Source organism: Rhodococcus sp. As11, assembly GCF_048957735.1.
GTDB classification, from domain to species: Bacteria; Actinomycetota; Actinomycetes; order Mycobacteriales; family Mycobacteriaceae; genus Rhodococcus; species Rhodococcus gordoniae.
In genome coordinates this window covers 214918-238864 of record NZ_JARDJE010000007.1, presented here as the reverse complement: position 1 = coordinate 238864, position 23947 = coordinate 214918, and the positions used below count along the sequence as shown (strand labels likewise).

23 protein-coding genes are annotated in these 23947 nt (G+C 68.0%); 16 read left to right on the top strand and 7 right to left on the bottom strand.

The annotated features are described in order from the left end of the window. Nucleotides 1-16: 16 nt before the first annotated feature. The 3 genes from catC (at nt 17) to PV766_RS12140 (ending at nt 2514) form a co-directional block, all read left to right on the top strand. Nucleotides 17-298, top strand: a complete 282-nt coding sequence (gene catC / locus PV766_RS12150; RefSeq protein ID WP_064062455.1) for a muconolactone Delta-isomerase — start codon at nt 17-19, stop codon at nt 296-298. A gap of 35 nt (nt 299-333) precedes the next feature. Then, nucleotides 334-1470: an alkaline phosphatase family protein gene (locus PV766_RS12145; RefSeq protein ID WP_064062456.1), complete on the top strand. Its 1137-nt coding sequence runs from the start codon at nt 334-336 to the stop codon at nt 1468-1470. A 75-nt stretch (nt 1471-1545) separates the two neighbouring features. Further along, nucleotides 1546-2514: an alpha/beta hydrolase gene (locus tag PV766_RS12140; protein WP_421097086.1), complete on the top strand. Its 969-nt coding sequence runs from the start codon at nt 1546-1548 to the stop codon at nt 2512-2514. Nucleotides 2515-2518: 4 nt separating this feature from the next. Here PV766_RS12140 and ygiD read toward each other — a convergent pair whose 3' ends face one another. Both ygiD and PV766_RS12130 read right to left on the bottom strand, forming a co-directional pair. Beyond that, on the bottom strand, nt 2519-3361 hold the full coding sequence (gene ygiD / locus PV766_RS12135) for a 4,5-DOPA dioxygenase extradiol (protein ID WP_421097107.1): 843 nt from the start codon (nt 3359-3361) through the stop codon (nt 2519-2521). Between the two features lie 20 nt (nt 3362-3381). Continuing rightward, nucleotides 3382-4221, bottom strand: coding sequence for an alpha/beta hydrolase (locus tag PV766_RS12130; protein WP_129975338.1), 840 nt, complete (start codon nt 4219-4221; stop codon nt 3382-3384). Between the two features lie 251 nt (nt 4222-4472). Here PV766_RS12130 and PV766_RS12125 point away from each other — a divergent pair, with 251 nt between their 5' ends. Together PV766_RS12125 and PV766_RS12120 are read left to right on the top strand one after the other, a co-directional pair. After that, nucleotides 4473-5102, top strand: a complete 630-nt coding sequence (locus tag PV766_RS12125) for a TetR family transcriptional regulator (RefSeq protein ID WP_421097085.1) — start codon at nt 4473-4475, stop codon at nt 5100-5102. Nucleotides 5103-5173: 71 nt separating this feature from the next. Beyond that, nucleotides 5174-7297, top strand: coding sequence for an FAD-dependent oxidoreductase (locus PV766_RS12120; RefSeq protein ID WP_421097084.1), 2124 nt, complete (start codon nt 5174-5176; stop codon nt 7295-7297). A gap of 43 nt (nt 7298-7340) precedes the next feature. Here PV766_RS12120 and PV766_RS12115 read toward each other — a convergent pair whose 3' ends face one another. Then, nucleotides 7341-8237: a LysR family transcriptional regulator gene (locus PV766_RS12115; protein WP_064062461.1), complete on the bottom strand. Its 897-nt coding sequence runs from the start codon at nt 8235-8237 to the stop codon at nt 7341-7343. Nucleotides 8238-8392: 155 nt separating this feature from the next. Here PV766_RS12115 and PV766_RS12110 point away from each other — a divergent pair, with 155 nt between their 5' ends. The 9 genes from PV766_RS12110 to PV766_RS12070 all read left to right on the top strand — a co-directional run bounded on the left by PV766_RS12110 (nt 8393) and on the right by PV766_RS12070 (nt 17724). After that, a complete protein-coding gene (locus tag PV766_RS12110; RefSeq protein ID WP_064062462.1) occupies nt 8393-9766 on the top strand; it encodes an NAD(P)/FAD-dependent oxidoreductase in 1374 nt (457 codons plus the stop codon). 247 nt (nt 9767-10013) lie between these two features. Further along, a complete protein-coding gene (acpS, locus tag PV766_RS12105; RefSeq protein WP_064062463.1) occupies nt 10014-10445 on the top strand; it encodes a holo-ACP synthase in 432 nt (143 codons plus the stop codon). Further along, entirely contained in the window at nt 10442-10684 is a 243-nt protein-coding gene (locus tag PV766_RS12100) for an acyl carrier protein (RefSeq protein ID WP_016931556.1), read from the top strand. The genes acpS and PV766_RS12100 overlap by 4 nt, the downstream gene beginning before the upstream one ends. Further along, nucleotides 10681-11868 (top strand): acyl-CoA dehydrogenase family protein, encoded by a 1188-nt coding sequence (locus tag PV766_RS12095; protein WP_064062464.1) that lies wholly within the window; start codon nt 10681-10683, stop codon nt 11866-11868. The genes PV766_RS12100 and PV766_RS12095 overlap by 4 nt, the downstream gene beginning before the upstream one ends. Beyond that, nucleotides 11865-12821 carry an amino acid--[acyl-carrier-protein] ligase gene (locus PV766_RS12090; protein ID WP_129975346.1) on the top strand — a complete coding sequence of 319 codons (957 nt, stop codon included), beginning with the start codon at nt 11865-11867 and terminating at the stop codon, nt 12819-12821. The genes PV766_RS12095 and PV766_RS12090 overlap by 4 nt, the downstream gene beginning before the upstream one ends. Then, nucleotides 12818-13777 carry a DUF1839 family protein gene (locus tag PV766_RS12085; protein WP_421097083.1) on the top strand — a complete coding sequence of 320 codons (960 nt, stop codon included), beginning with the start codon at nt 12818-12820 and terminating at the stop codon, nt 13775-13777. The genes PV766_RS12090 and PV766_RS12085 overlap by 4 nt, the downstream gene beginning before the upstream one ends. A 14-nt stretch (nt 13778-13791) precedes the next feature. After that, nucleotides 13792-16278: a glycosyl hydrolase 2 galactose-binding domain-containing protein gene (locus PV766_RS12080; protein ID WP_421097082.1), complete on the top strand. Its 2487-nt coding sequence runs from the start codon at nt 13792-13794 to the stop codon at nt 16276-16278. Between the two features lie 164 nt (nt 16279-16442). Further along, a complete protein-coding gene (locus tag PV766_RS12075) occupies nt 16443-16607 on the top strand; it encodes a hypothetical protein (RefSeq protein ID WP_421097081.1) in 165 nt (54 codons plus the stop codon). Between the two features lie 85 nt (nt 16608-16692). Continuing rightward, nucleotides 16693-17724 (top strand): NADP-dependent oxidoreductase, encoded by a 1032-nt coding sequence (locus tag PV766_RS12070; protein WP_064062467.1) that lies wholly within the window; start codon nt 16693-16695, stop codon nt 17722-17724. 91 nt (nt 17725-17815) lie between these two features. Here the strand turns inward: PV766_RS12070 and PV766_RS12065 are convergent, their stop codons facing one another. The 4 genes from PV766_RS12065 to pcaB are packed head-to-tail and all read right to left on the bottom strand — an operon-like array spanning nt 17816 to nt 22383. Continuing rightward, entirely contained in the window at nt 17816-19027 is a 1212-nt protein-coding gene (locus PV766_RS12065; protein ID WP_421097080.1) for an acetyl-CoA C-acetyltransferase, read from the bottom strand. Nucleotides 19028-19049: 22 nt separating this feature from the next. Beyond that, a complete protein-coding gene (locus PV766_RS12060; protein ID WP_421097079.1) occupies nt 19050-19871 on the bottom strand; it encodes an IclR family transcriptional regulator domain-containing protein in 822 nt (273 codons plus the stop codon). Continuing rightward, a complete protein-coding gene (pcaD, locus tag PV766_RS12055) occupies nt 19868-21037 on the bottom strand; it encodes a 3-oxoadipate enol-lactonase (protein WP_064062470.1) in 1170 nt (389 codons plus the stop codon). Before pcaD ends, PV766_RS12060 begins: the two co-directional genes overlap by 4 nt. Then, the gene (gene pcaB, locus PV766_RS12050; RefSeq protein ID WP_421097078.1) at nt 21034-22383 is read right to left on the bottom strand and encodes a 3-carboxy-cis,cis-muconate cycloisomerase; all 1350 of its coding nucleotides are present in this window, start codon (nt 22381-22383) and stop codon (nt 21034-21036) included. The genes pcaD and pcaB overlap by 4 nt, the downstream gene beginning before the upstream one ends. Before the next feature lie 154 nt (nt 22384-22537). Between pcaB and PV766_RS12045 the strand changes: the two genes are divergently transcribed. Next, nucleotides 22538-23284: a CoA transferase subunit A gene (locus PV766_RS12045; protein WP_016931567.1), complete on the top strand. Its 747-nt coding sequence runs from the start codon at nt 22538-22540 to the stop codon at nt 23282-23284. Beyond that, complete coding sequence (locus PV766_RS12040) at nt 23281-23928, top strand: CoA transferase subunit B (protein ID WP_016931568.1); 648 nt, start codon at nt 23281-23283, stop codon at nt 23926-23928. Before PV766_RS12045 ends, PV766_RS12040 begins: the two co-directional genes overlap by 4 nt. The last annotated feature ends 19 nt before the right edge of the window (nt 23929-23947 follow it).

The window sequence follows — 23947 nt, the reverse complement described above, 5'->3', positions numbered from 1 at the left end:
AAGAAGGAGAAATATCATGGCACTGTTCCACGTTCGGATGGATGTCGACATCCCCCGTGATCTCGACCCCGACGTGCGCGCCGAGACCGTCGCCAAGGAGAAGGCCTACAGTCAGGATCTGCAGCGCCAGGGCAAGTGGCGCGAGATCTGGCGGATCGTCGGCCAGTACAGCAACATCTCGATCTTCGACGTCGAGTCGGCGGACGAGCTGCACGAGATCCTGTGGAACCTGCCGCTGTTCCCCTACATGAACATCGAGATCATGCCGCTGACGAAGCACGGGTCCGACATCAAGTGACACCCGCGCGCACGGCCGTGGCTCATACTCGGAATATGAGCCTGCCCCTGCGCGACGTCTACGCCGAGCCGACCCTCGCCGACCTGATGCCCTCGGTGCTCTCGTCGGCGGGGGTCGCCGGTGAGAGCAATCGACTCGACCTGGCCCCGGCCGACCACACCGTCGTCCTGCTCGTCGACGGAATGGGATGGGAACTGCTGCAGCGCAACACGAAAGCAGCCCCGTACCTGACACAGGCGCCGGGGAGCCCGATGCGTGCCGGTTTCCCCACGACCACAGCGGTCAGCCTCGCTTCCCTCGGGACCGGGCTGCCGTCCGGTCTCCACGGCATCACCGGCTACCAGTCGTATGTCGACGAGATCGAAGCTCCGGTGAACTGGCTGCGCTGGACCCTCGCCGGAACCGCGATCGACCAGCGCGACGACCTCGTTCCGGAGACCGTGCAGCCCCACCGGACGGTGTTCGAACGCGGCCGCGAGGCCGGGCTGACCGTCACGACCGTCGTGCCGAAGGCCTTCGAAGGGAGCGGTCTCACCCGGGCCGTGCTGCGCGGCGGCAACTTCGTCGGAGTCTCCGCCTACGGCGATCTGCTCGCCCAGGTCGCCGCCGCGGTGCGCACGGGCGGCCGCAGTCTCGTCTATTGCTACATCGGGGAGGTCGACACGCTCGGGCACGTCTACGGGCCGGAATCCGCAGCGTGGCTCGCGCAGCTCACGGTGGTCGACCGTTTCGTCGAACAGCTCGCCGGGGCGCTGCCGGACGGCACCCGTCTGCTCGTCACCGCCGACCACGGCATGGTCGACGCCTCCCGCGGCCGTCGCATCGACTTCGACCACACACCGGGTCTGGGTGAGGACGTCACCGTCATTGCCGGCGAGCCGCGATGTCGCCACATCTATACCGACCACGTCGGCCGGGTCCTCGAACGCTGGCGCAACGAACTCGGCGACCACGCGTGGGTCGGCACCCGCGACGACGCGTTCGCGGCGTGCCTGTTCGGATCCGATCCCGATCCGTCGCTGGCCAGGCGGATCGGCGACATCGTGGCCGTCGGACGAGGCGAATCGACGGTGATCCGCAGCGACGGGGAGCAGGTCATGTCCAACCTGCCCGGGCAGCACGGGGCGTTGACCGACGAGGAACTGCTCGTGCCGCTGCTGCGGATCGGGTGACCGGTATCCCTGCCGGGACTCGCGGGTGTCGGAACTCTCGATGCCCGAACCGTATCGGTCACATAGTGTGTGCACATGCGTACCGATGCGGTGACCTGGCACGACCGCAGCAGTAGGGTCGCGCTGATCCTCCTGTGGGTGGTCCGGATCCTCTTCAAGCCGATCCTGAGCCTCTGGCCGAGCAACGACTTCGGAATCGCCGTGCTCGGCCGGCTGTCGTGGGTGGTCGACAGGATCACGCCCACCCCGCGTGCCGTGCACGTCACGCAGACCGAACTCGGTGGAGTGCCCGGTGAGCGGATCATCTCCCCGAAGCCGGTCGACGACCCGCTCGAGGACGCCACCATCCTCTACTTCCACGGCGGCGGTTTCATCTTCTGCGGCCCGTCCACCCACCGTCAGCTGTGCGTGCAACTGGCCCTGGACTCCGGCGCACCGGTGTACTCGATGGATTACCGGCAGGTGCCCGCGGTGCCGATCGCAGGTTCGGTGCAGGACGCGATGAACGCGTACACCGCACTGCTCGAGGTGGCCGACGACCCCACCCGCATCGTCGTCGGGGGCGATTCGGCCGGTGGTTATCTCGCGGCGAAGGTCGCCGAGCTCGCCGCGCGTCGCGGCATCCAGCGACCGGCAGCGGTGATCGGTTACTCGCCGCTGCTCAACCTCGATCTCGACAGGCACGATCCGAAGTACATGGCGAGGGACGCCTACCTACCCATCAAGGCCCTCGGGAAGATCCGTCCGCGCTGGTTCGCCGGAGAAGAAGCGATCGAGGGCGAGATGAACCCCGTCGACGCCGATCCCGCGCTGTTCCCCCCGATGTTCATGTGCGCGGCCGAATACGAGCTGACCAGGCCGGACGTGGAGATCATGACCGAGCATCTCGCGTCGGCAGGTCGGTCGGTGGAGACACATCTGTGGCGCGGGCAGATCCACGCGTGGCCGGTCCTGGCCCGCGCGATTCCCGAGGCCATGGAGCTGATCGGGCTCAGTACCCGGTTCGCACGGCGCGTGATCGTGGCAGTGGACGACGCTGCCTGACCGCTCACAGGTTGGTGTCGGATGGCTCCGGGGTCTCGGGTAATCCGGCCCCGTGCCCGTCACCGTCGGCGGACGGGCAGTCCGTTCCGAGGGCGTACGAGGTCATCGACAACGATCCGTATTCGACCCCGTCGACGAGAGTGGCCGGCTGGTCCCCGGCCTCGGCGGTGAGACCCGCGACGTACAGCAGCGGCAGGAAATGGTCCGGGGTGGGCACGGCCTTGCGATAGTCGGCGTGCTCGTGCAGCGCAGCCGCATCTCCGGGACGGTCGTGAAGGACGGTGAGGACGTCCTCGTCGAATCGATGCGCCCAGTCGAATCCCGCCCCCGGTCGCTGCGGATCCAACGCGCCGAGGTTGTGGACGACGTTGCCGCTCGCGACGATCAACACCCCGCGGTCGCGCAATGCGGCGAGGCGAGCGCCGAGGTCGACGTGATAGTCGAGCGGTTTGTAGGCATTGAGGCCGAGCTGCACCACCGGGATGTCCGCATTCGGGAAAGCATGGGTGAGCACCGACCAGGTGCCGTGGTCGAGGCCCCACGAATCGACGTCGGCGCCCACCCACGTCGGGTGCACGAGATCGGCGATCTCCTCCGCCAGTTCCGGAGCACCCGGAGCCGGATACTCCACGTCGAACAGGTCTTGCGGGAACCCGAAGAAATCGTGGATCGTGCGGGGCGATCGCATCGACGTCACAGCAGTGGCGTTGATGTACCAGTGCGCGGAGATCGCCAGGATCGCGCGGGGAGTCGGAACGGAACGTCCGAATGCCGCCCATGCCTGCGTGTAGCGGTTCGATTCGAGCGCGTTGAGCGGACTGCCGTGGCCGAGGAAGGCGACCGGCATGCGTGTCGGCACGAGTTCTCCTATCGGCCGGCGAGCCGGGCCTTCAACCAGGCCGTCAGGTCGTCGAGCACGCGGTCCTTCTCCGGTTCGTTGAATATTTCGTGGAACAACCCGTCGTACAACTTCAGCGTCAGATCCTCCGAACCGGCACGGTCGGCGATGAGTTGCGCCCCGGCCGGATCGGCGAGGGTGTCCTCGGTGCCGTGCATGACGAGCAACGGCAGGGTCAGGCTCGGAAGGCGCTGCTCGAGGCTCTGCTCGTTGAGCACCAGCACTCGCGCGAGCCCAGCGGGCACGAGACCGTGGTGCACGAGCGGATCGGCGTCGTACGCCGCGACCACGGCGGGATCGCGCGACACCGCCGTGCTGTCGAGTTTCTGCACCGGCACACCGGGCAGGAAACGTCCGATCAGCTTCCCGATCTCCACGACCGGCTTCGGTGTTCCCGACGTGACGATCACGGCCGGTCCGGACAACAGGAGCGCGGTGAGCCTGTCCTGATGGTCGAGCGCGTAGGCGAGTGCGATGGCACCCCCCATGGAGTGCCCGAGCATGAACACCGGCAGTCCGGGATGCTCGTGGAGCGCAAGGTCGATCAGGGTGTCGAGATCCTCGGTGAACTCGCGCATCTCGCGTGCGTGTACACGCTTGCCGCCCGACCGTCCGTGACCGCGGTGGTCGGGCGAATACACGACCAGGCCGAGGTCGGTGAGCCGTTCGACGACGTGGTCGTAGCGACGGGCGTGCTCGCCCAGTCCGTGGCTGAGGATCAGCACGCCCGTAGGGGCCTCCGGCGACCACACGTCGTACACGATCGGGATCGCCCCGCCGCCGGTGAACGACGATTCGGTGTGCTCCATGAGCGCCTCCTGCGGCCTCGTCGACTACTGCTCCTCGCATCCTTGCACGAGGGCCGGCCGAACGGTCCGAGTCCGGTCGGCGACGGGTGCATCCGTAGGTGCGTACGAGGACGGTCATCGTGCTCACGCCGGATGCGACGTGGACCTTCATCGGTGAGCCCGGTTTCTGTGACGGTGAGACGGTCAACACTGTTGACATGGTCTCGTCAACGCCGTTGACTGAACTGGCGGAACTACAGGTGAGGACGAGGATGTCTGGCGAAATCGAGCAGGGTGCCCGTACCGGTACCGCCCACAACCGTGCTGCCGTGGAGAAAGCGGCCGAGGAATTGTTCACCGAGCAGGGCTTCGCCGCCACCGGCGTCCGGGATATCGCGCGCCACGCCGGTGTCGATCCCGCGCTGGTCATTCGCTATTTCGGATCCAAGGAAAAGTTGTTCGTGCGGACGATGACGATGTCCGGCGCGTTCCTCGAGGTCATCGGGGGGCCACTCGACGGATTGGGCAGGGCGCTGGTCGACTTCGTCGTCCGGCGCACCCGCGCCCGGCAGACCGACGAATCCGGTGCCGTCTACGCCGCACTCGTACGCGCGTCGGACCGCCCCGCCGTCCGCGAGCACCTGCAGGACGCCATCGAACAGATGATCATCACCCCCTTGGCGCCGCGTCTCGACGGCGACGACGCCGAGTTGCGCGCTCATCTGCTGGCGGCACAGCTCGCGGGGTTGATGACTGCCCTGTACGTCGTGGAAAGCCCGTGGCTGCTCGCCGCGCCCATCGACGACATCGTCGACCGCTACGGTGCCGCCCTGCAGGCTCTCGTCCGACCCCGCCGGGATGCGCGCCGAAACACACTTCCGAGGAACGCCCATCGCGTATAGACCTGCTGCACAACACATTCTCATGCCATTCGAGAGATCTCTCTCGGCTATTTCCAGGAGCTGCTTTCCTTATGAACGACACCCGGTCCTATTCCCACCTCCTCTCCGCCGGCACCATCGGCCCGATCACCCTCGACAACCGAGTGGTGCTCGCGGCGATGGACATGAACCTGTGCGAGGACGGTGAGATCCACCAGCCCGACATCGACCACTTCGCCGCGCGCGCCGCCGGTGGTACCGGCATGATCATCACCGGCTGCTGCGCGGTCGCCTATCCGCTCGGCTGCGCCAGCGAGAAGGAACCCGGCCTGTCCGAGGACCGATTCATTCCCGGTCTCGCGGCCCTCGCCGACGCCGTCCACGCGGCCGGAAGCAAGCTGTGTGTCCAGATGACCCATCACGGCAGGGTCGCGCGGATCGACACGCTCGAAGACCGCCCTATGCTGGTTCCCTCGCAGCCCCGGCCGCCGAGCGACATGAGCGCCATGATCGACTGCACCCCGGCGGAACTGAAGAAGATGGCCGCCATCCAAGGGGGCAAGACGTCGACCTATCACGAAGCCACCCACGAGGATCTGGCGTGGCTCGTCAGGATGTTCGCCGAGGCGGCCGCCCGGGTGAAGGCGGCAGGCGGTGACGCGGTGGAGATCCACTGTGCTCACAACTATGTGCTCGGCGGGTTCCTCAGCCGCTACTCGAACCAGCGCACCGACGAATACGGCGGCTCGCTCGAGAACCGGGCACGACTCGCCTGTGAGGTCGTGCGCGCCGTCAAGGACGAGGTCGGGGACAGCCTCGCGGTGATCGTCCGTCTGGCCGGGCAGGAGTACGGCGAATCGGACGGCATGGCACCCGACGAGGCAGCTGCCGCAGCGGTATTGCTCGAACAGGCCGGTGCCGACGCCATCCATGTGACGGGTACGGCGCTCAACGCGTTCGCGAACTTCACCGACGGCCCGCTGCCGAACAAGGTCGGTTTCTACACCGACAACGCTGCCGTGATCAAGCGCGCGGTGTCGGTCCCGATCATCACCGTCGGCCGTATGCTCCCCGAGGTCGGAGAGAAGATGATCGCCGAAGGACGCACGGACTTCGTCGCGATGGGTCGTCAGCTCCTGGCCGATCCGGAAGTGGTGAACAAGCTCGAAGCCGGTACGCCCGAGCGGATTCGCCCCTGCATCAACTGCTACGTGTGCGTCCAGGAGAATTTCTGGGACGACACCCCGTTGTGCGCCGTCAATCCGGCGCTCGGTAACGAGACCCTGCTGCCGTTCCCGAAAACGGAGACCCGCAAGCATGTCGTGGTCGTCGGATCCGGCCCCGGCGGTCTCGAGTCCGCGCGCATCGCCGCCGAACGCGGGCACCGGGTCACCGTGCTCGAGAAGACCGACCGGCTCGGTGGCACCCTGTGGTTCTCCACGCTGACCACCCCCGACAACGAACGGCTGCTGAACTGGTTGAAGAGTGAGGTCGCCCGCCTCGGCGTCGACGTCCGGCTCGGCACCACCGCCACCGCCGCGACCGTCCGGGCGCTCTCGCCCGACGTCGTCGTCGTCGCGACCGGCGCCGTCCGCGACCGGCCCGACGTCCCGGGCGGCAATCTCCCGCACGTACACACCGGCGATACCATGCGCGCTCTCATGACCGGATCCGGTGACGTCTCCGGCCAGTCCCCTCTGCTGCGCGTGATGGGGCGGCTCGGGGGTGCGCTGGGGATCACGAAGAGCCCGGACAGGATCCGGTTCCTGAGCACCAAGTTCCTCAAGTTCCTGCCGATGACCCGCAACGTCGTCGTGGTCGGCGGTTCTCTCGTGGGCCTCGAGCTGGCCGAGTTCCTCGCCGAGCGCGGCAGCCGCGTGACCCTTGTCGCCGAGGGCGGTCAGCTCGGTGTGCCCATGGCGATGCCGCGCCGGTGGACGGCGGTCAAACATGCCCGCGACGTCGGCGTCGACATCCACCGCAATGCCGCCCTGAAGCGCATCACCCGCAGGACCGTCGAGTTCGTCGCAGGCGGAGAAACGCATTCGGTGCGGGCATCGATGGTGATCGTTGCCACGGGGGTGTCGGCGGCCGCTCCTCTGGCGGAGGAACTGACCGGCTCGGGCATCGACGTCCGGGTCGTCGGTGACGCCGGTTCGGTCGATTACATCGAAGGCGCAATGCACTCGGCGTGGCAGGTTGCCACCACGCTGTAGGGGGCGGACTCTCCGATTCCTCCGGGCCGTGGGGAGGATCGGGTCACGGCGCGCTGTCGGTGGGCGGCACGATCGAATGCGCGAGCGCCCGCATGAGGAATTCGAGTTCGGGGTTCGGGTTCGCGTTCCTCTGCACCACCCCGCACACCGGCACCTGCAGCCGATGGTGGATCTCGCGCATGAACTTCAGCCCCTTGCGAGGGGTGCCGGCCGCCGTCCCGGCGTAGAGCACGGTCCACGCCCGCGGATTGGTGAGCACCTCGAGCGTCGCCGTGTGGTCGCGGGCGATCGGGGGTCCGAGACGCACGCGGCGTCCGACCTCCACGAAAGCGTCCTCCACGACACGGTGCAACAGCACCTGGTTGGCCCGCGGCGGCAGCAGCAACGGATAGTGGGCGAGATCGCCGAGGTCGACGGTCGAGAACGCCGACAGCGGGTGCTCGCTCGACGTGACGATCACGAGTTCCTCGATGCCGAGGCGCACCGCTTCCAGACCCGGCCGGTCGACGTCGCCGCGGATCAGCGCGAGGTCGGCTTCCCCGGACGCGACCGCATTGACGCGGTCGGTGAAGTCCTTGATGACGAACTCCACGTCGATCTGGGGATGACGTTCCCGGACGCTGGAGATCGCGTCGAGACTCTGCGATGCGAAGCTCATGTTCGCGGTGATCCGGATGCTCTCCCGCGGCTCGCGGCCGACCTCGAGGGCCTTCGCTTCGAGGCCGAGCACCTCGGCGGCGATCGGCATCAGGCGCCGGCCGGCGGGGGTGAGCTCGACCGAACGAGTGGTGCGGTCGAACAGGGTGGCGCCGAGTTCGTGTTCGAGCTTCGCGATCTGATGGCTGATCGCCGACTGCGAGATGAAACAACGCTGGGCGGCACGAGAGAAGCTGCCCTCCTCACCGACGGCGAAGAAGTAGCGCAGCTGACGGAAATCCATGGCTCCTCCCGAGGACAGGCCACCTGTATTTATGAGCAGAACAGATAACAGTTTTTCGAATATCCCAGGTTAGTGGATAACAAGGGTCCTTCGTACCTACGTTGGGAGTCATACATCAACGGAGATGACACCAGCACGCGGAGGTTTACGACAGCATGGACGGTGCGGACACAGCGACCCGGATCGATCGGACGGACGTGGTCATCGTCGGCTCCGGCTTCGGAGCATTGGCCACCGCCAAGAAGCTCGCCAAGGCCGGCACGCCTTTCGTACTGATCTCGGAGACCACCGAGCACCTGTTCCAGCCGCTGCTCTACCAGGTCGCCACCGGGGTTCTCTCGCCCGGTGAGATCGCTCCTTCCGTGCGTGCGATCCTCGCCGAGTACCCCCAGGCCGACGTCCGTCTGGGCCGGGTCGTCGATGTCCTGCCCGAAGAGAACACGGTCGTCTACGAAGCCGGCGGTCAGCGTCTGCGCCTCGGCTACAAGTACCTCGTCGCCGCGACCGGCGCGCGTCAGGCGTACTTCGGACGCGACGAGTTCGCCGACCTGACGTACGCGCTGAAGACGGTCGAGGACGCGGAGCGGCTTCGCCGTCAGATCGTGCGGTGCTTCGAGGAAGCACACGTCACCACCGATCCGGAACGTCGGAAGAATCTGCTCAGCTTCATCGTCGTGGGCGCCGGCCCGACGGGAGTCGAGCTCGCGGGACAGATCAAGGAGCTGGCGCAGCGCTACTTCGCCGAGTCCATCGGCAACATCCGCGCGGAGGACGTCACCGTCACGCTCGTCGAGGGCGCCGACAAGGTGCTGCCCCCGTTCGGCGGCAAGCTCAGCGAGTACTCCAAGGAATCGCTCGAGAAGAGCGGCGTCGACGTCGTTCTCGGGACGATGGTCACCGACATCGACGAGCACGGGGCCACGCTCACCACGCCCACGACCGAGGAGACCCGCCGCCTCACCGCGGAGACCATCATCTGGTCGGCCGGTATCCAGGCCAACGACTTCGCCGACGTGCTCGCCGAGCGCACCGGCTGCGAGACGGTCCGCGGCGGACGCCTGCTCGTCGACCCGGACTTCACCGTCGGCCGCAGCGACGACATCTTCGCGATCGGCGACATGGTCACTCTCGACAACCTGCCGGCGCAGTCGCCGTTCGCAATGCAAGGTGGCCGCCACGTGGCGAAGATGATCATCGGCAAGGTCGCGATGGGCACCCCGTTCCAGTACAAGGACAAGGGCAGCATGGCGATCATCAACCGATTCCGCGCCATCACGCGGGTCGGGAAGATCGAACTCACCGGCTTCATCGCGTGGGTCCTGTGGCTCGCCGTCCACCTCGTCTACCTGGTCGGCTTCCGCAACCGCTATATCGCGGTCCTGTCGTGGTGCGGTTCCTTCCTCGGACACCGCCGCCCGCACTTCTACTACGCGCAGGGCGCCGCGCCGGTGCCCACCGCCGAGAACGAAGCGACGGAGACGAAGGACGAGCGGCCGGGCGACAAGGAAGCCGTGCCGGCGTCCGCATAGTTCTCCGATCACCGAAAGGCCCCGACCATCCGGTCGGGGCCTTTCGCCGTCGACGCGCCGAGCCGGGACCGACGCGGCGTGTAGCGGTGGCGAACCCCGGCTCACCGCGCGAACTGCCGGTGCTCGACGGGCACTCCGGGTGAAAGTCGGGGTGATTTCCGGGATTTCCTGCGGGCCAGAGCTGTTCGGATGGTGTATCTCGGCCGGCCTGCGGTTACCGTGTGCAGCGCATCCCGAGGAGTGACCCATGAACGACGATGGCAGCGGCCCCTGCGTCGCGACGACACGCGTCGGCTGCGATGTCGTCACGGTCCGCGACATCGCGTCGAGCATCGACCGCTTCGGCGACCGCTACCTGCAGCGTGTGTTCACCCTCCACGAGCTGGAGATATGCACCGGCCCGGGTCGCGCACAACGGCTCGCGGCGCGGTTCGCCGCGAAGGAAGCCGTGATGAAGGTCCTGCGTCCCCGCGACCGCGCGGTGCCGTGGCGAGCCATCGAGATCCGCCGCGCGGACTGGGGCGGATGCACCGTCCTACTGGCCGGTAACGCGGCTGCCCTGGCGCGAGATGAACAGGTGACCGACATTCAGGTCTCGATTTCTCACGAGCCCGAATATGCCATCGCGACGGTCGTGGCGACCCGCGTCGAAGAAGCAGAAACTGGAGAACATCCATGACGGAGCAGGTGATCCGCAAGGTCCTCGGTGCGCACGCGAAGCTGTCGGTCGACAGCACGGTGCTCGACTCCACCGCCGACCTCTACGAACTCGGCCTGACGTCGCACGCCAGCGTGAACGTGATGCTCGCCCTCGAGGACGCCTTCGACGTGGAGTTCCCCGACGAACTGCTGCGCAAGAGCACGTTCGCGAGCGTCGGAGCCATCCGGTCGGCGTTGACGGAACTGGGCGTCGCGTGACCTCCGTGTCCGCGCCGCTCACCGTATCGGAGAACACCGAGCTGTCCTTGCTCGCGCGTGCCGAGATCGTCGGACGCGAGAGCGCCGGACCCGCGGCGGCCGAGGTGGATCGGGAGGGACGATTTCCACACGAGGCCGTCGACGCGCTGCGCGCCTACAAGCTCCTGAACTGCGCTGTCCCCGTCGAACAGGGCGGGGAGGGAGCGTCGCTGGGTGAGCTGTGCGCCGTCGCACGCATCCTCGGCCGGTACTGCGCCTCGACCGCGATGATCTTCGCGATGCACCAGACGCAGATCCTGTCGCTCGTGCGTCACTCCACCCCGGGCGTGGCGGCCTTCGTCGCCGAGGCGGTGGCGAAGGACTACCTGATCGCTTCGGCGACCACCGAACTCGGCACCGGTGGCGACGTGCGCAGCAGCGTCTGCGCCCTCACTCGGGACGGAGAGACGGTCTCGCTCACCAAGAACGCGCCGGTCATCTCGTACGGCGAGTACGCCGATGCGATCCTGGTGACCGCGCGCCGCACCGCCGACAGCCCGCCGAGCGACCAGGCGCTCGTCGTGTGCCGACGCGACGGCGTGACCCTCGAGCCCACCGGAAGCTGGGACACCCTGGGGTTGCGGGGCACATGCAGTCCCGGATTCGTCCTCACCGGCACGACGTCCGCCGATCTCGTGGTAGGTGCGTCCTATGCCGAGATCTCGTCGCGCACCATGCTTCCCGTTTCGCACAGTGTGTGGTCGGCGGTGTGGCTCGGCATCGCCGACGCGACGATGGAGAAGGCCCGTTCGTTCGTGCGGTCGGCGGCCCGCCGCAGCCCGGGTGTCACCCCGCCCGGTGCGCTGCGACTCGCCGAAGCGGCCGCCGTGCACCAGCAGTTCGCCGATCTCGTCGCCGCGTCCGCCGCCCGGTTCGACGCCGCGGCGTCGGCACAGGACGAATCGATGTCGGGCATGGGTTTCTCGCTCGCCATGAACAACCTCAAGGTCACCGCGTCCACCCTCGTCGTGGATCTGGTGAACCGCGCGATGCTCGTCTGCGGTATCGCCGGATACCGCGAGGATTCGCAGTACTCGCTCGGCCGTCACCTGCGCGACGCGCACGGTGCCGCCGTGATGGTCAACAACGACCGCATCATGAACAACTCGGCCCAGATGTCGATCGCCTACCGGGGGACTCTGTGACCAGTCCGGCCACGACCAGCACTGCCACCGACGAACTGTCCGAACTCGAGCGCGCCCGCCTCGACTTCCAGCAACAGTTGCTCGGGGCCGAACTGCTCGTGGAGACCGGTGTTCCCGGCCTCTACGGACGTTCGGGTGTCTTCGAGGACATCGTGGACGGCATCGACCGAGTGGTGGTCGCGGCAGGTCCGGGCCGGGCGGCGACGCGATTGCGCTTCCCGCCGGTCTTCCCGAGGACGAGCTTCGAGCGGACCGACTACATCGCCTCGTTCCCGCACCTGACGGGAGCGGTGAACACCTTCGCGGGCAGCAACGCCGAGCACGCCGCACTGCTGGCCGCCCGCTCGCGCGGCGAGGCGTGGGACCCGTGGCTCGAACCCGCCGACACCGTGCTGGTCTCCGCCGCATGCCATCCCGCCTACTCGCGGTACACCGGCACGCTGCGTGAGGGCGGCGAACTGCTCGATGTTCTGGGTTACTGCTTCCGGCACGAACCCGCCGTCGATCCCGCCCGCATGCAGGCATTCCGCATGCACGAGTTCGTGCGCATCGGCACCGAGAACGATGCTGCGCAGCATCGTGATTCCTGGATCCAGCGAGGACTCGAGGTGCTCGACTCGCTCGGTCTCGACGCGAGCGCCGTGCCCGCCAACGATCCGTTCTTCGGACGGGCCGGACGCATGCTGGCCGTCAACCAGCGCACCGAGAACCTCAAGACCGAACTGACCGTCCGTCTCTACGGCGACCTCGACGAGGGCACCGCCGTGGTCTCCTGCAACTGCCATCGTGAGCACTTCGGCGAGACGTTCGAGATCCGCACGGCCGACGGCGAAGTCGCACACAGCGCGTGCGTCGGATTCGGTATGGAGCGCATCGCCCTGGCGTTGTTGCGGACCCACGGACTCGACGTCGACCGTTGGCCCGTTCCGGTGCGCGACAGGCTGTTCCCGTGAGCGATCGGCTCATCGACGTCCGCGTCGGCGGATACTCACCGCATTTCGTGCACGCCGCCGACCGGATCTGGACCGAGACCAACTGTTACGTCGACCTGTGGGTCGAGGTGCTGCATGCGCTCGGCCACGATCCGGTCCCCGCGGCGGCGTGCGCGTTCTCGGCCCGGTTCGACGGCGCCCAGTGGACCTTCCTCAAGTTCCGCCCCGAAGACCTGATGTCGCTCTACGGGGTCGACGTCGCGGAGATGAACGTGTGGCGCCGTCCGGTGGACCACCTCGAGGACAATGCCGCCGCCGGTCTGCTGTCCACGGTCGAGGTGGACGCCTACTGGTTGCCCGACACCGAGGGCACCGGATACCGGGAGAGTCGTTCCAAGACCACGATCGTGCCCAACCTCATCGACCGGGATGCCGAGACGCTCGAGTACTTCCACAACAGCGGCTATCACATCCTCACCGGTGAGGACTTCCGCGGAGTGTTCGGTCTCGACGAGCCGGTACCCACCTGGCCGCCCTATCTCGAGCAGGTGCGGGTCGAGGCGTCGCAGCCGCAGTGCGATGCGTTCGACACGGTGCTCCTGCGGCACCTGCGTATGCGTGCCGGTTCGAACCCGGTGCGCGAACTCGGAACCCGGGTTCTTGCGGACGTCGACCGGATCCGCACCGGCGGGATGGACGTCTTCCATCCGTGGACGTTCGGGGTGCTCCGTCAATGCGGCGCGACCGCCGAACTCGCCGCCGACGTGAGCCTCTACATGGACGGTCGCGGCTACCCCGGTGCGGCGGCCGCGGCCGACGGATTCCGCGCGGTCGCCGAGGGTGCGAAGAGCGTGCAGTTCCGCATGGCCCGCGCGGCGCGCGGCCGCGATGTCGAGCCCGGTGATCAGCTGGTCGCGATGGCCGAAGCCTGGGGGGACGCCATAGCGACCGTCGTCCGCGCCGCCGGCGTGCGATGACGGGTCCGGCGCACATGGATCTGCTGCACGACGCCCGGTGGCGTTGCCTCGGAGTCGATTCCGGGACGGTGGTCCATCCCGACGAACTCCCACAGGACGGTCGTTGGTTACCGGTCCGCATACCCGGCACGGCCGCGGGCGCGATCCGGGATGCCGACGGCGCCGCGGCGGTCCGGGCGTCGTCACCCGACAGCAGCGACTGGTGGTTCGTCACCGACGTCGAGGTGTCCGGCCACGGACCGTGGTACCTGACCTTCGACGGGCTCGCGACCCTCGCGGACGTCTGGGTCGACGGTACGCTCGTCGCCACATCGGAATCGATGTTCGTGCCGTTCACCGTCGTTCTCGACCACCTGTCGTCGACGACGCGGATCGCCATCCGGTGCGCCTCGCTCGACGCCGCACTCCGTGAGCGCAGGCCGCGCGGACGCTGGCGTTCGTCGCTCGTATCGGCCCAGGGACTGCGGTGGTTCCGCACCACGATGCTCGGGCGTGCCCCGGTCTACGGCGGAGCCCCGGCACCGGTCGGTCCGTGGCGTCCCGTGCGTCTCGTCGGCTCCGGCGAACCGGTCGTGCTGGAATGTGCGATACGGACGGCTCTGCACGGATCCGAGGGGATCGCCGATATCGATCTCGTCCTGGCCGGCGCCGCCGTCTCCGAGGCGGTCGTCGACATCGAAGGCGCGACGGCGCACGCACGGCCCGACTACGGATCCGACGGTACGGCACACGTGCGGATGCAGGTGACGCTCCCCGAGGTGAGACGGTGGTGGCCGCACACCTACGGCGACCCGAACCTGTATGCGGCACACGTTCTTCTGAACGGGCATCGGATCGAACTGGGCCGCATCGGTTTCCGCTCGGTGGAGCAGGACCCCGGCGACGGCTTCGGCCTGCGGGTCAACGACGTCGACGTCTTCTGCCGCGGGCTGGTGTGGACACCGACCGACCCCATCGCGCTGAACGACCCGGCCGGCACCCGACGCATCCTCGAACGCTGTGTGTCCGCAGGCGTGGACACGATCCGTATCCCGGGCACCCTGGTCTACGAGGACGACGAGTTCTACTCGGCGTGTGCGGAACTGGGCATCATGGTGTGGCAGGACGTCATGCTCGCCACGACAGACCCGCCCGACGACCCGCACGTCCGCTCGCTGCTCGAGGGCGAGGTGCGCGCACTGTCGCGCCGGTGTGCGGGGAATCCGGCTCTCGTCGTGCTGTGCGGGGGGAGCGAGACCGAACAGCAACCGGCCATGCTGGGTCTGACCGGCGTGCCGATTGCGGCACTCGACGACTGGTTGCCCGAGATCGTCGACCGTGAGTGGCCGGGTGCGGTGTGGGTGTCCTCGTCGCCGTCCGCGCCCCCGGGCAGCGACACGCTTCCGATCGCGGTCGGTTCGGGTGTGGCGCACTACTTCGGTGTCGGGGGATACCGCCGTCCGATCGGTGACGTACGTGTCGCCGGCGTCCGCTTCGCCGCCGAATGCCTCGCGTTCTCGATTCCGCCGTCCGACACCGCGATCGAAGCCGAGTTCGGCAGCGTGAATGTTGCCGGTCACCATCCGCGGTGGAAGGCGGCTGTGCCACGCGACAACGGCGCCCCCTGGGACTTCGAGGACGTGCGAGACCATTATGTGCGCACGATCTTCGGGGTCGACCCCTCCGAGGTGCGGTGGGCCGATCCCGCCCGGTATCTCGCGCTCGGGCGGGCGGCGATGTGCGAGGCGTACACCGAGGTGCTGCAGTACTGGCGACGAGCCGGATCGGGATGTCGCGGCGCCCTGATCCTGTCCGCCCGCGACCTGCAACCGGGTGCCGGATGGGGTGTGCTCGACGCCGACGGGAACCCGAAGGCACCGTGGTGGGTGCTGGCCCGGGTGTTCGCGCCCGTCACCGTGCTTCTCACCGACGACGGCCTCGACGGTCTGCGTGTGGACGCGATCAACGACACCGCCGACGTCCTCGACGTCACGCTGCAGGTGCAGGCCCACACCCCGTCGGGTGCCGTGCCGGTGGACGTGTCGCTGCCGTTGTGTCTCGATCCGCACGAAACCCGGGTGTTCTCGTGGGCTGCGCTGACAGGCGGCTTCACCGATGTCAATTTTGCGTATCGATTCGGGCCGCGCACATTCGAGACTGCCACCGCACGGCTGGTGGATCACGCCGGTGCGGTGTTGTCGGAGTCCGTGCATCTCGTGGGTGGTCCGGAACGGGCCGTCGAGCGTGGAACCGGGCTGGACGCGACCGCTCGACCGGTCCCGGACGGCTGGAGCGTGCAGGTGCGAACCGAGGCCGCCGCGCACTACGTTCATCTCGATGTCACCGGTGGTGACCTGCAGGATTCGTGGTTCCACCTGCCTCCCGGAGGTTCTCGTACGATCGCCGTGCGGGCCTGGGATCCGGACTCGGCCCTGAGTGGCCGGGTGGGGGCGTTGAACTCGGCCACGAGCGCACCGATCCGTGTACTTCCCGCCTCGGACGGTCACGAGGTCCGCAGGTAGCTCCCGAGGGCCTCCGACGGACCGGTGCGAGGTACGCCGAAAGCGACAGGTGCATATCGGGCATGGACGGGGTATATGTATCTCCCAAGGGGTCGCTCACCCGATTTGCACCTTCTGTACGGTGCCGGTGGCCACCTCTCCCCGCCTTCCGAGAGGAGATCGACATGGCGATCCGCTCCACATCGCAGATGGGTGCCTCGCACACCGCTTCGTCCACTCGCCGTCCTGCCCGGATCGAGCAGGACGGACCGTCCTTCACCGAGGTCATCCACTCGCAGCTGTTCTCGAACTATCAGGTGCCTCGCGGTGAGGTGCAGCGCAGCGCCTGACCCCACACCCCTCCGGCGCGAGATCGTGCCTGCCGGGGTGCCCGCGCGGCGTTCAGGACGCCTCCGCGTGCGGCACACTGTCGGCATGAGTGAAACCACGAGTCAGAGCACCCGCATCGTTCTCGCCTCGCGTCCGGAGGGGGCACCCACCGCCGACAACTTTCGCTTCGAGACGGTGGATCTGCCCGAGGTCGACGACGGTCAGATCCTCCTGCGCGTCGTCTACCTGTCCCTCGACCCGTACATGCGCGGCCGCATGAGCACCGCGAAGTCGTATGCCGCGCACGTCGAACTCGGGGACGTGATGGTCGCCGGAACGGTGGGCCAGGTCGTCGAATCGCGGTACGACGGACTCGAGCCGGGCGACTACGTCCTCGCAGGTGCCGGCTGGCAGTCGCACGCCGTCCTCGACGGTTCCGCGGTACGCAAACTCGATCCGCGGGCCGCACCGATATCCACTGCCGTGGGTGTGCTCGGAATGCCCGGTTTCACAGCCTATTCCGGACTTCTGAAGATCGGGCAGCCGAAGGAGGGCGAGACCGTCGTCGTCGCTGCCGCCACCGGGCCGGTGGGATCTGCCGTGGGGCAGATCGCGAAGCTGAAAGGGGCGCGCGCGGTCGGTATCGCAGGTGGGCAGGAGAAGTGCCGCGCGCTGATCGAGGAATTCGGTTTCGACGCGGCGATCGACCACCGAGACCCGAACTTCGCCGACACGCTGGCCGAGGCAGTTCCCGACGGCATCGACGTCTACTTCGAGAATGTGGGCGGACCGGTGCAGGAGGCGGTGTGGCCGTTGCTCAACACCTACGCGCGAATTCCGGTGTGCGGTCTGGTCGCGCAGTACAACGGTGCAGATCTGAACCGCAAGGACCGTCTTCCGGGACTGTTCAACTCGATTCTCACCAAGAGCCTCACGATCCGCGGGTTCATCCAGAGCGAATTCGTCAAGGAGATGTACGGCGATTTCCTGCGTGAGGTCTCGGCGTGGGTCCGAGACGGGAAGCTCGAGTACCGCGAGGACATCGTCGACGGACTCGAGAACGCCCCGGAGGCGTTCATCGGCATGCTCGAAGGGAAGAACTTCGGGAAGATGCTCGTGCGGGTCGCGCCGGAGTGACGGACACCGGACGGTGCTCGCGATCGAGGATCGCGTCGCGAGCACCGTGCGGGGAACGTCGGGCGCTACGGTCGAATACCGTCACTCGCCGTCAGGCGATGCGCTCGAATACAGCGGCGAGCCCCTGGCCACCGCCGATGCACATCGTCTCGAGTCCGTAGCGACCCTCACGGCGGTCGAGTTCGCGCAGCAGTGTGGCGAGGATGCGTCCGCCGGTCGCGCCCACCGGGTGTCCGAGCGAGATCCCGGAGCCGTTGGGATTCAGGCGCGGGTCGTCGGCCTCGATGCCCCACGAGCGGGTGACCGCCAAGGCCTGTGCGGCGAACGCCTCGTTGAGTTCGATGACGTCCATGTCGGCGAGCGTGAGTCCGAGTCGGCCGAGGGCTTTCTCGGTGGCGGGCACCGGGCCGATACCCATGGTGCGCGGCGGCACACCGGCCACTGCCCAGCTCGCGAGGCGGGCCAGTGGACGCAGACCCAGCGCGGCGGCCTTATCGGCGGTGGTGACGATCGCGAGAGCGGCACCGTCGTTCTGGCCGCTGGCGTTGCCCGCGGTGACGGTCGACTCGGGATCGACCTTGCCGCGGATCGGGCGCAGTTTGGCGAGGGACTCCATCGAGGTATCGGCGCGGGGGTGTTCGTCGGTGTCGACGACCAGCGGATCGCCCTTGCGCTGCGGCACCGTGACGGGCACGATCTCCTGCGCGAACACGCCGTTCTTCTGCGCGGCGACGGCGCGCTGGTGCGACTGTACGGCAAGCGCGTCCTGGTCCTCACGGCTGATGGAGAACTCGGCGCGCAGGTTCTCGGCGGTCTCGATCATGCCGCCGGGCACCGGGAAGTCGCGGCCACCGGCGGTGACGCGAGCGCGGGCGAGGCGATCGGACAGTGCGACGGCTTCGCCCTTGACGCCCCAGCGCATGCCGGTCGCGTAGAACTCGGCCTGGCTCATGGACTCGGCGCCGCCGGCGAGGATCAGGTCGCTGCCGCCGGTGTGGACCTGCATGACGGCCTGCAGGACCGCCTGCAGACCCGAGCCGCAGCGGCGGTCGACCTGCAGGCCCGGAACGTCCACGCCGAGACCGGCGTTGAGGGCGGCGACGCGGCCGAGGGCCGGGGCTTCACCGTTCGGGGAGGCCTGGCCGAGGAGGACGTCGTCGATGTCGGAGCCGGTGATGCCGGTGCGGGTGACGAGTTCGCGGATAAGGGTGGCTGCAAGATCCTCGGGGGCGATGTCCTTCAGAACACCACCGAACCGGCCCACCGGGGTGCGCAGGGGTTCGCAGATCACTACGTCGGTCATGATGTACCTCGATCGGGGTTGTTCACTGGTGGGTCTGGGTGCGGGCGAGATCCGTGGAGATCGCCTCGGCGGTGGCGAGCAGCGCCGGGACGAGTTCGCCGTGCACGATCTCCATCCGGTAGCGGGCGGCGTGGGTCGACAGGTTCACCGACGCCACAACGGTTCCCGACGCGTCGCGGATCGGTGCGGCAAGTGATCGCAGGCCTTCTTCGAGTTCCTGGTCGACCACGCAGTATCCGTTGCGACGTACCGTGGCGATCTCGGCGCGCAGCTCCTCGGCGGTGGTGACGGTGTTGCCGGTGATGGGTGCGAGATCGGCGCGGGTGAGATAGGCCTCGAACTCGTCGTCGGTCAGGCCGGCGAGCAGCACTCGTCCCATGGAGGTCGCGTAGGCGGGGAAGCGCGTGCCGAGCGTGATGGTGACGGTCATGATGCGGCTGACAGGGACTCGCGCGACGTAGACGACGTCGTCTCCGTCGAGCACCGACACCGAGGTCGATTCCTTGACCTTCTCGGCGAGCGATTCGAGATGCGGCCGCGCAACCTCCGGAAGCGTCAGCGCGGACAGATAGCTGTAACCGAGTTCGAGCACCCGTGGGGTGAGCCAGAACTGGGAACCGTCGGTGTGGACGTAGCCGAGTTCGATGAGCGTCAACAGGAATCGGCGGGCGGTGGCGCGGGTGAGGCCGGTCGCGCGGGCGACGTCCGAGAGCGACTGCCGCTGGGTATGCGCACCGAAGGCTTTGATGACCGACAGGCCACGGGCCAGCGACTGCACGTAATCGGTTGACGCTCCCGGGTTCTCGCGAGCGACCTCGGGAGTGGTGACGTCGGGAGTGCTCACGACCCCGTGCCTCCCTCGGTGTCGGCGAGTGCCTGCTTGCCGAGCGCGAACGCGCGGTTGCTGTTGGGGACTCCCGCGTAGACCGCGGTGTGCAGGAACACCTCGACGAGGTCGTCGGGATCGATCCCCGCGCGGAGGGCGGCGCGGATGTGCATGTCGAGTTCGTGCTCGTTGCCGACCGCGGTGAGGATCGCGAGGGTGAGCAGGCGGCGGGTGCGGTGGTCGAGGCCCGGACGTGCCCAGATGTCGCCCCATGCCGTGCGGGTGATGAAATCCTGGAAGGGCCGGGTGAATTCGGTGGTCGACTCGATGGACCGGTCGACGTGGGCGTCACCGAGGACGGAACGGCGCACCCGCAGTCCCTCCTCGAACACCGCGGTGCGGTGCGCGGCGGATGGAGTGGCGCACGAGATGTGTTCGCGGATGAGCTTTGTGATCCGTCCCGCCTGCTCCACGTTGGCGAGGTGCGCGCCGGGGGAGACGACGTGGAAGGCGGAGTCGGCGATTCCGTCGGCCAGCTGTTGCATCGTCGACGGCGGGGTGGCGGGATCCTGCTCGCCGGCGATCACCAGGGTGGGCGCGACGATCCGCGCGAGGTCGGGACGGCCGTCCCAGGTCGCCAGCGCCTCGCAGCATGCGGCGTAGCCCTCGTCGGTGGTGCCCTTCACCATCTCGACGTGGCGGGTGACCAGATCCGGATCGTGCTCGGCCAGTTCGGGAGTGAACCATCGCGAGACGATGGAGTCGGCGATCGAGGCGAGGCCGTCGTTGCGGACGGACGCGGCCCGGTCGTACCAGGGCTGGGCGGGCTGGAAGGCCGGTGAGGTGCACAGCAGCGTCAGTGTGCGCACGCGTTCGGGGTGATGCGCGGCGAGCCACTGTCCGACGGCACCGCCGAGCGACAGGCCGACGTAGTGCACGGCGTCGAGTCCGAGCGAGTCGAGCAGGGCGACGACGTCGCCGGCGAGCTCCTCGATCGTGTAGGGTCCGGACGGCGCGGGGGAGGGGCCGTGTCCGCGATGGTCGGCCGCGACGACGTTCCAGTCGGGCGACAGGGAGTGGATCTGCGGTGCCCACATCGACAGGTCCGAACCCAGCGAACCGAGGAACAGGACGGTCGGCTTCGTGGGGTCGCCGTACTGTTCGTAGTTGAGCATGACGGTCATCGGGTACCTCCTGTGGTTCGGTTCATGGTGTCGTGGCGGGTGAGAACGCGATCGACGATGTCGGCGGCATGACCGAGATAGCGTGTGGGGTCGAGAAGTTCGCGCACGTTCTGCGGATCGAGATGTGCTGTGACGACGGGGTCCTCGTCGAGCCGCCTGCCGGCGACCGCCGCATCGGTGACGATCGAGCGTGCGTCGTCGGTGTGTTCGGCGAGTGCGGCAGTGACCTTCTCGGCGAGGATCGCTCCGCCGGTGAGCGCGAGATTGCGGTCGAGCGCGTCGGTGTGGACGTGCAGCCCGTTCAGGCTCACCGAGAGTTGGTGCGCGGCACCGCCGGTGAGGCGCAGGATGTCGCCGAGCGTCTCCCATTCGGCATGCCAGGCGCCGGCGGCGCGCTGGAACTCGTGGTCGGTCGACGACAGGATCGTCGAGACGAGACCGGGTACGCGCCGGGCGGCGGCACGCGCGGTGACGGCCGCGACGGGATTGCGCTTGTGCGGCATGGCCGACGACCCGCCGGGCGCATCCTCGCTCACCTCGCCGAACTCGGTGCTCGCCATGAGCACGACATCGGTGGCGGGCTTCGCGACCGTACCCGCGGCGACGCCGAGTGCGCCCGCAAGGGTGGTGATCGGAGTGCGTGCGGTGTGCCACGGGGCGACGGGACGTGCGAGTCCGAGCAGGTCGGCGACGGTGTCGGCGAACGCGAAGCCGTCGGGATGGACGGCGGCGAGCGTGCCTGCGGCCCCGCCGTACTGCGCGGGCAGGACGGACAGGGCGCGGCCGAGTTCGGTGACGGCGTCGTCCAGGGACAGGAGCCAGCCGGCCGCGAGAGCACCGAAGGTGGTGGGCAGCGCCTGCTGGCCGAGGGTGCGCGCGACCATCGGCGTCTCACGGTGCGTGGCGGCCAGACGGGCTGCGCCGTCGGCCGCGGAGCGCAGGTTCGCCACGACGATGGCGCCCGCGCGGTGGGCGAGCAGCATCAGCGCGGTGTCGAGGACGTCCTGGCTGGTCGCGCCGACGTGCACGGCCCGCGCGGGAGCATCGGCTCGCTCCCGCAGCAACGAAACCAGGGGGATGACGGCATTGCCGCCCGCCGCGGATCGTCGTCCGAGGTCGGCGGGATCGAGATCACCGGCGAGCGACGCGGCCGCTGTCGCGACGGCGTCGGCGTCGGCGTCCTCGATGCGGCCGAGTGCAGCTGCCGCGCGGGTCAGCGCGACCTCCACGTCGAGTAGGGCGCCGATCCACGCGCGGTCCGACAGGGCGGCACCGAGTTCGTCCGCGCCGAAGACGGGGTCGAACAGCGGGCCCCGGTAGTCGGCGCCGGGGGATGAGGAAGACACGGACCTCCGATCCGAAATGTTCGCGATGTGGACGGATGGACGCTATGCGAACAGGTTAGTGCCGCCGTTGTGCACCCGCAACGATCCTACGCGTATGTGTTCGCATTGCGGACGGTAGTTCACATGACGTACACATGAGGGTATCGTGGCACACATGGACAAAGTCGTTGCCTCCGCCGCCGAGGCCGTAGCCGACATCCCCGACGGCGTCACGATCGCTGTCGGAGGGTTCGGCCTGGTCGGCATCCCCGAGATACTCATCGATGCAGTGCTCGAACAGGGCGCCACCGACCTCGAGACCGTCAGCAACAACTGCGGTACCGACGGCTTCGGGCTCGGTCTGCTGCTCGAGAAGGGGCGCATCCGCCGCACCATCTCGTCGTACGTCGGCTCCAACAAGGAGTTCGCGCGCCAGTACCTCGCCGGCGAACTCGAAGTCGAGCTCACCCCGCAGGGCACGCTCGCCGAACGCCTGCGCGCCGGTGGCGCGGGCATCCCCGCCTTCTTCACGCCCGCCGGGGTCGGCACGGCCGTCGAGGAAGGCGGACTGCCGCTGCGCTACGACGGGCACGGCGGTATCGCCCTCGCGTCGAAGCCGAAGGAGACCCGCGAGTTCGACGGCGAGACCTACGTGCTCGAACGCGGCATCGTCGCCGACTATGCGCTCGTGCACGCCTGGAAAGGCGACCGCCACGGCAACCTCGTCTACCGCGCGAGCGCCCGCAACTTCAACCCGCCGGCCGCCGCCTCGGGCCGCATCACGATCGCGCAGGTCGAGCACCTCGTCGAACCCGGCGAACTCGACCCCAACGAAATCCACACGCCCGGCATCCACGTGCAGCGTGTCGTACACGTCGGCCCCGTCGAGGTCGGCATCGAGAACCGGACGGTGCGCTCATGACACAGGCAACGAAGAAGGGGCTGACCCGCGAGGAGATGGCGGCACGCGTCGCCGAGGAACTCGAGGACGGCCAGTACGTCAACCTCGGAATCGGCATGCCCACCCTGGTGCCGAACTACCTCGAGCCCGGCGTCGAGGTCATCCTGCACTCGGAGAACGGTGTACTCGGCGTCGGCCCGTACCCGACCGAGGACGAACTCGATCCCGAGCTCATCAACGCCGGTAAGGAGACGATCACCGCGATCCCCGGTGCGTCGTACTTCGACTCGGCACAGTCGTTCGGCATGATCCGTGGCGGCCGGATCGACGTCGCGGTCCTGGGCGCGATGCAGGTCTCCGCCAAGGGCGACATCGCCAACTGGATGGTGCCCGGCGCGATGGTCAAGGGCATGGGCGGCGCGATGGACCTCGTCCACGGCGCCGAGCGCGTCATCGTGATGATGGATCACGTCACCAAGAAGGGCGACCCGAAGATCCTCGAGGAGTGCGTTCTGCCGCTCACCGGTCGTGGGTGCGTGCAGCGCATCATCACCGACCTCGCGGTCATCGACGTCACCGAGGAGGGACTGAAGCTCGTCGAGACGGCGCCCGGTGTGAGCACCGACGACGTCGTCGCTGCGACCGCGGCGAAGCTCATCGTCTGATCGGACATCGTCCGACCGG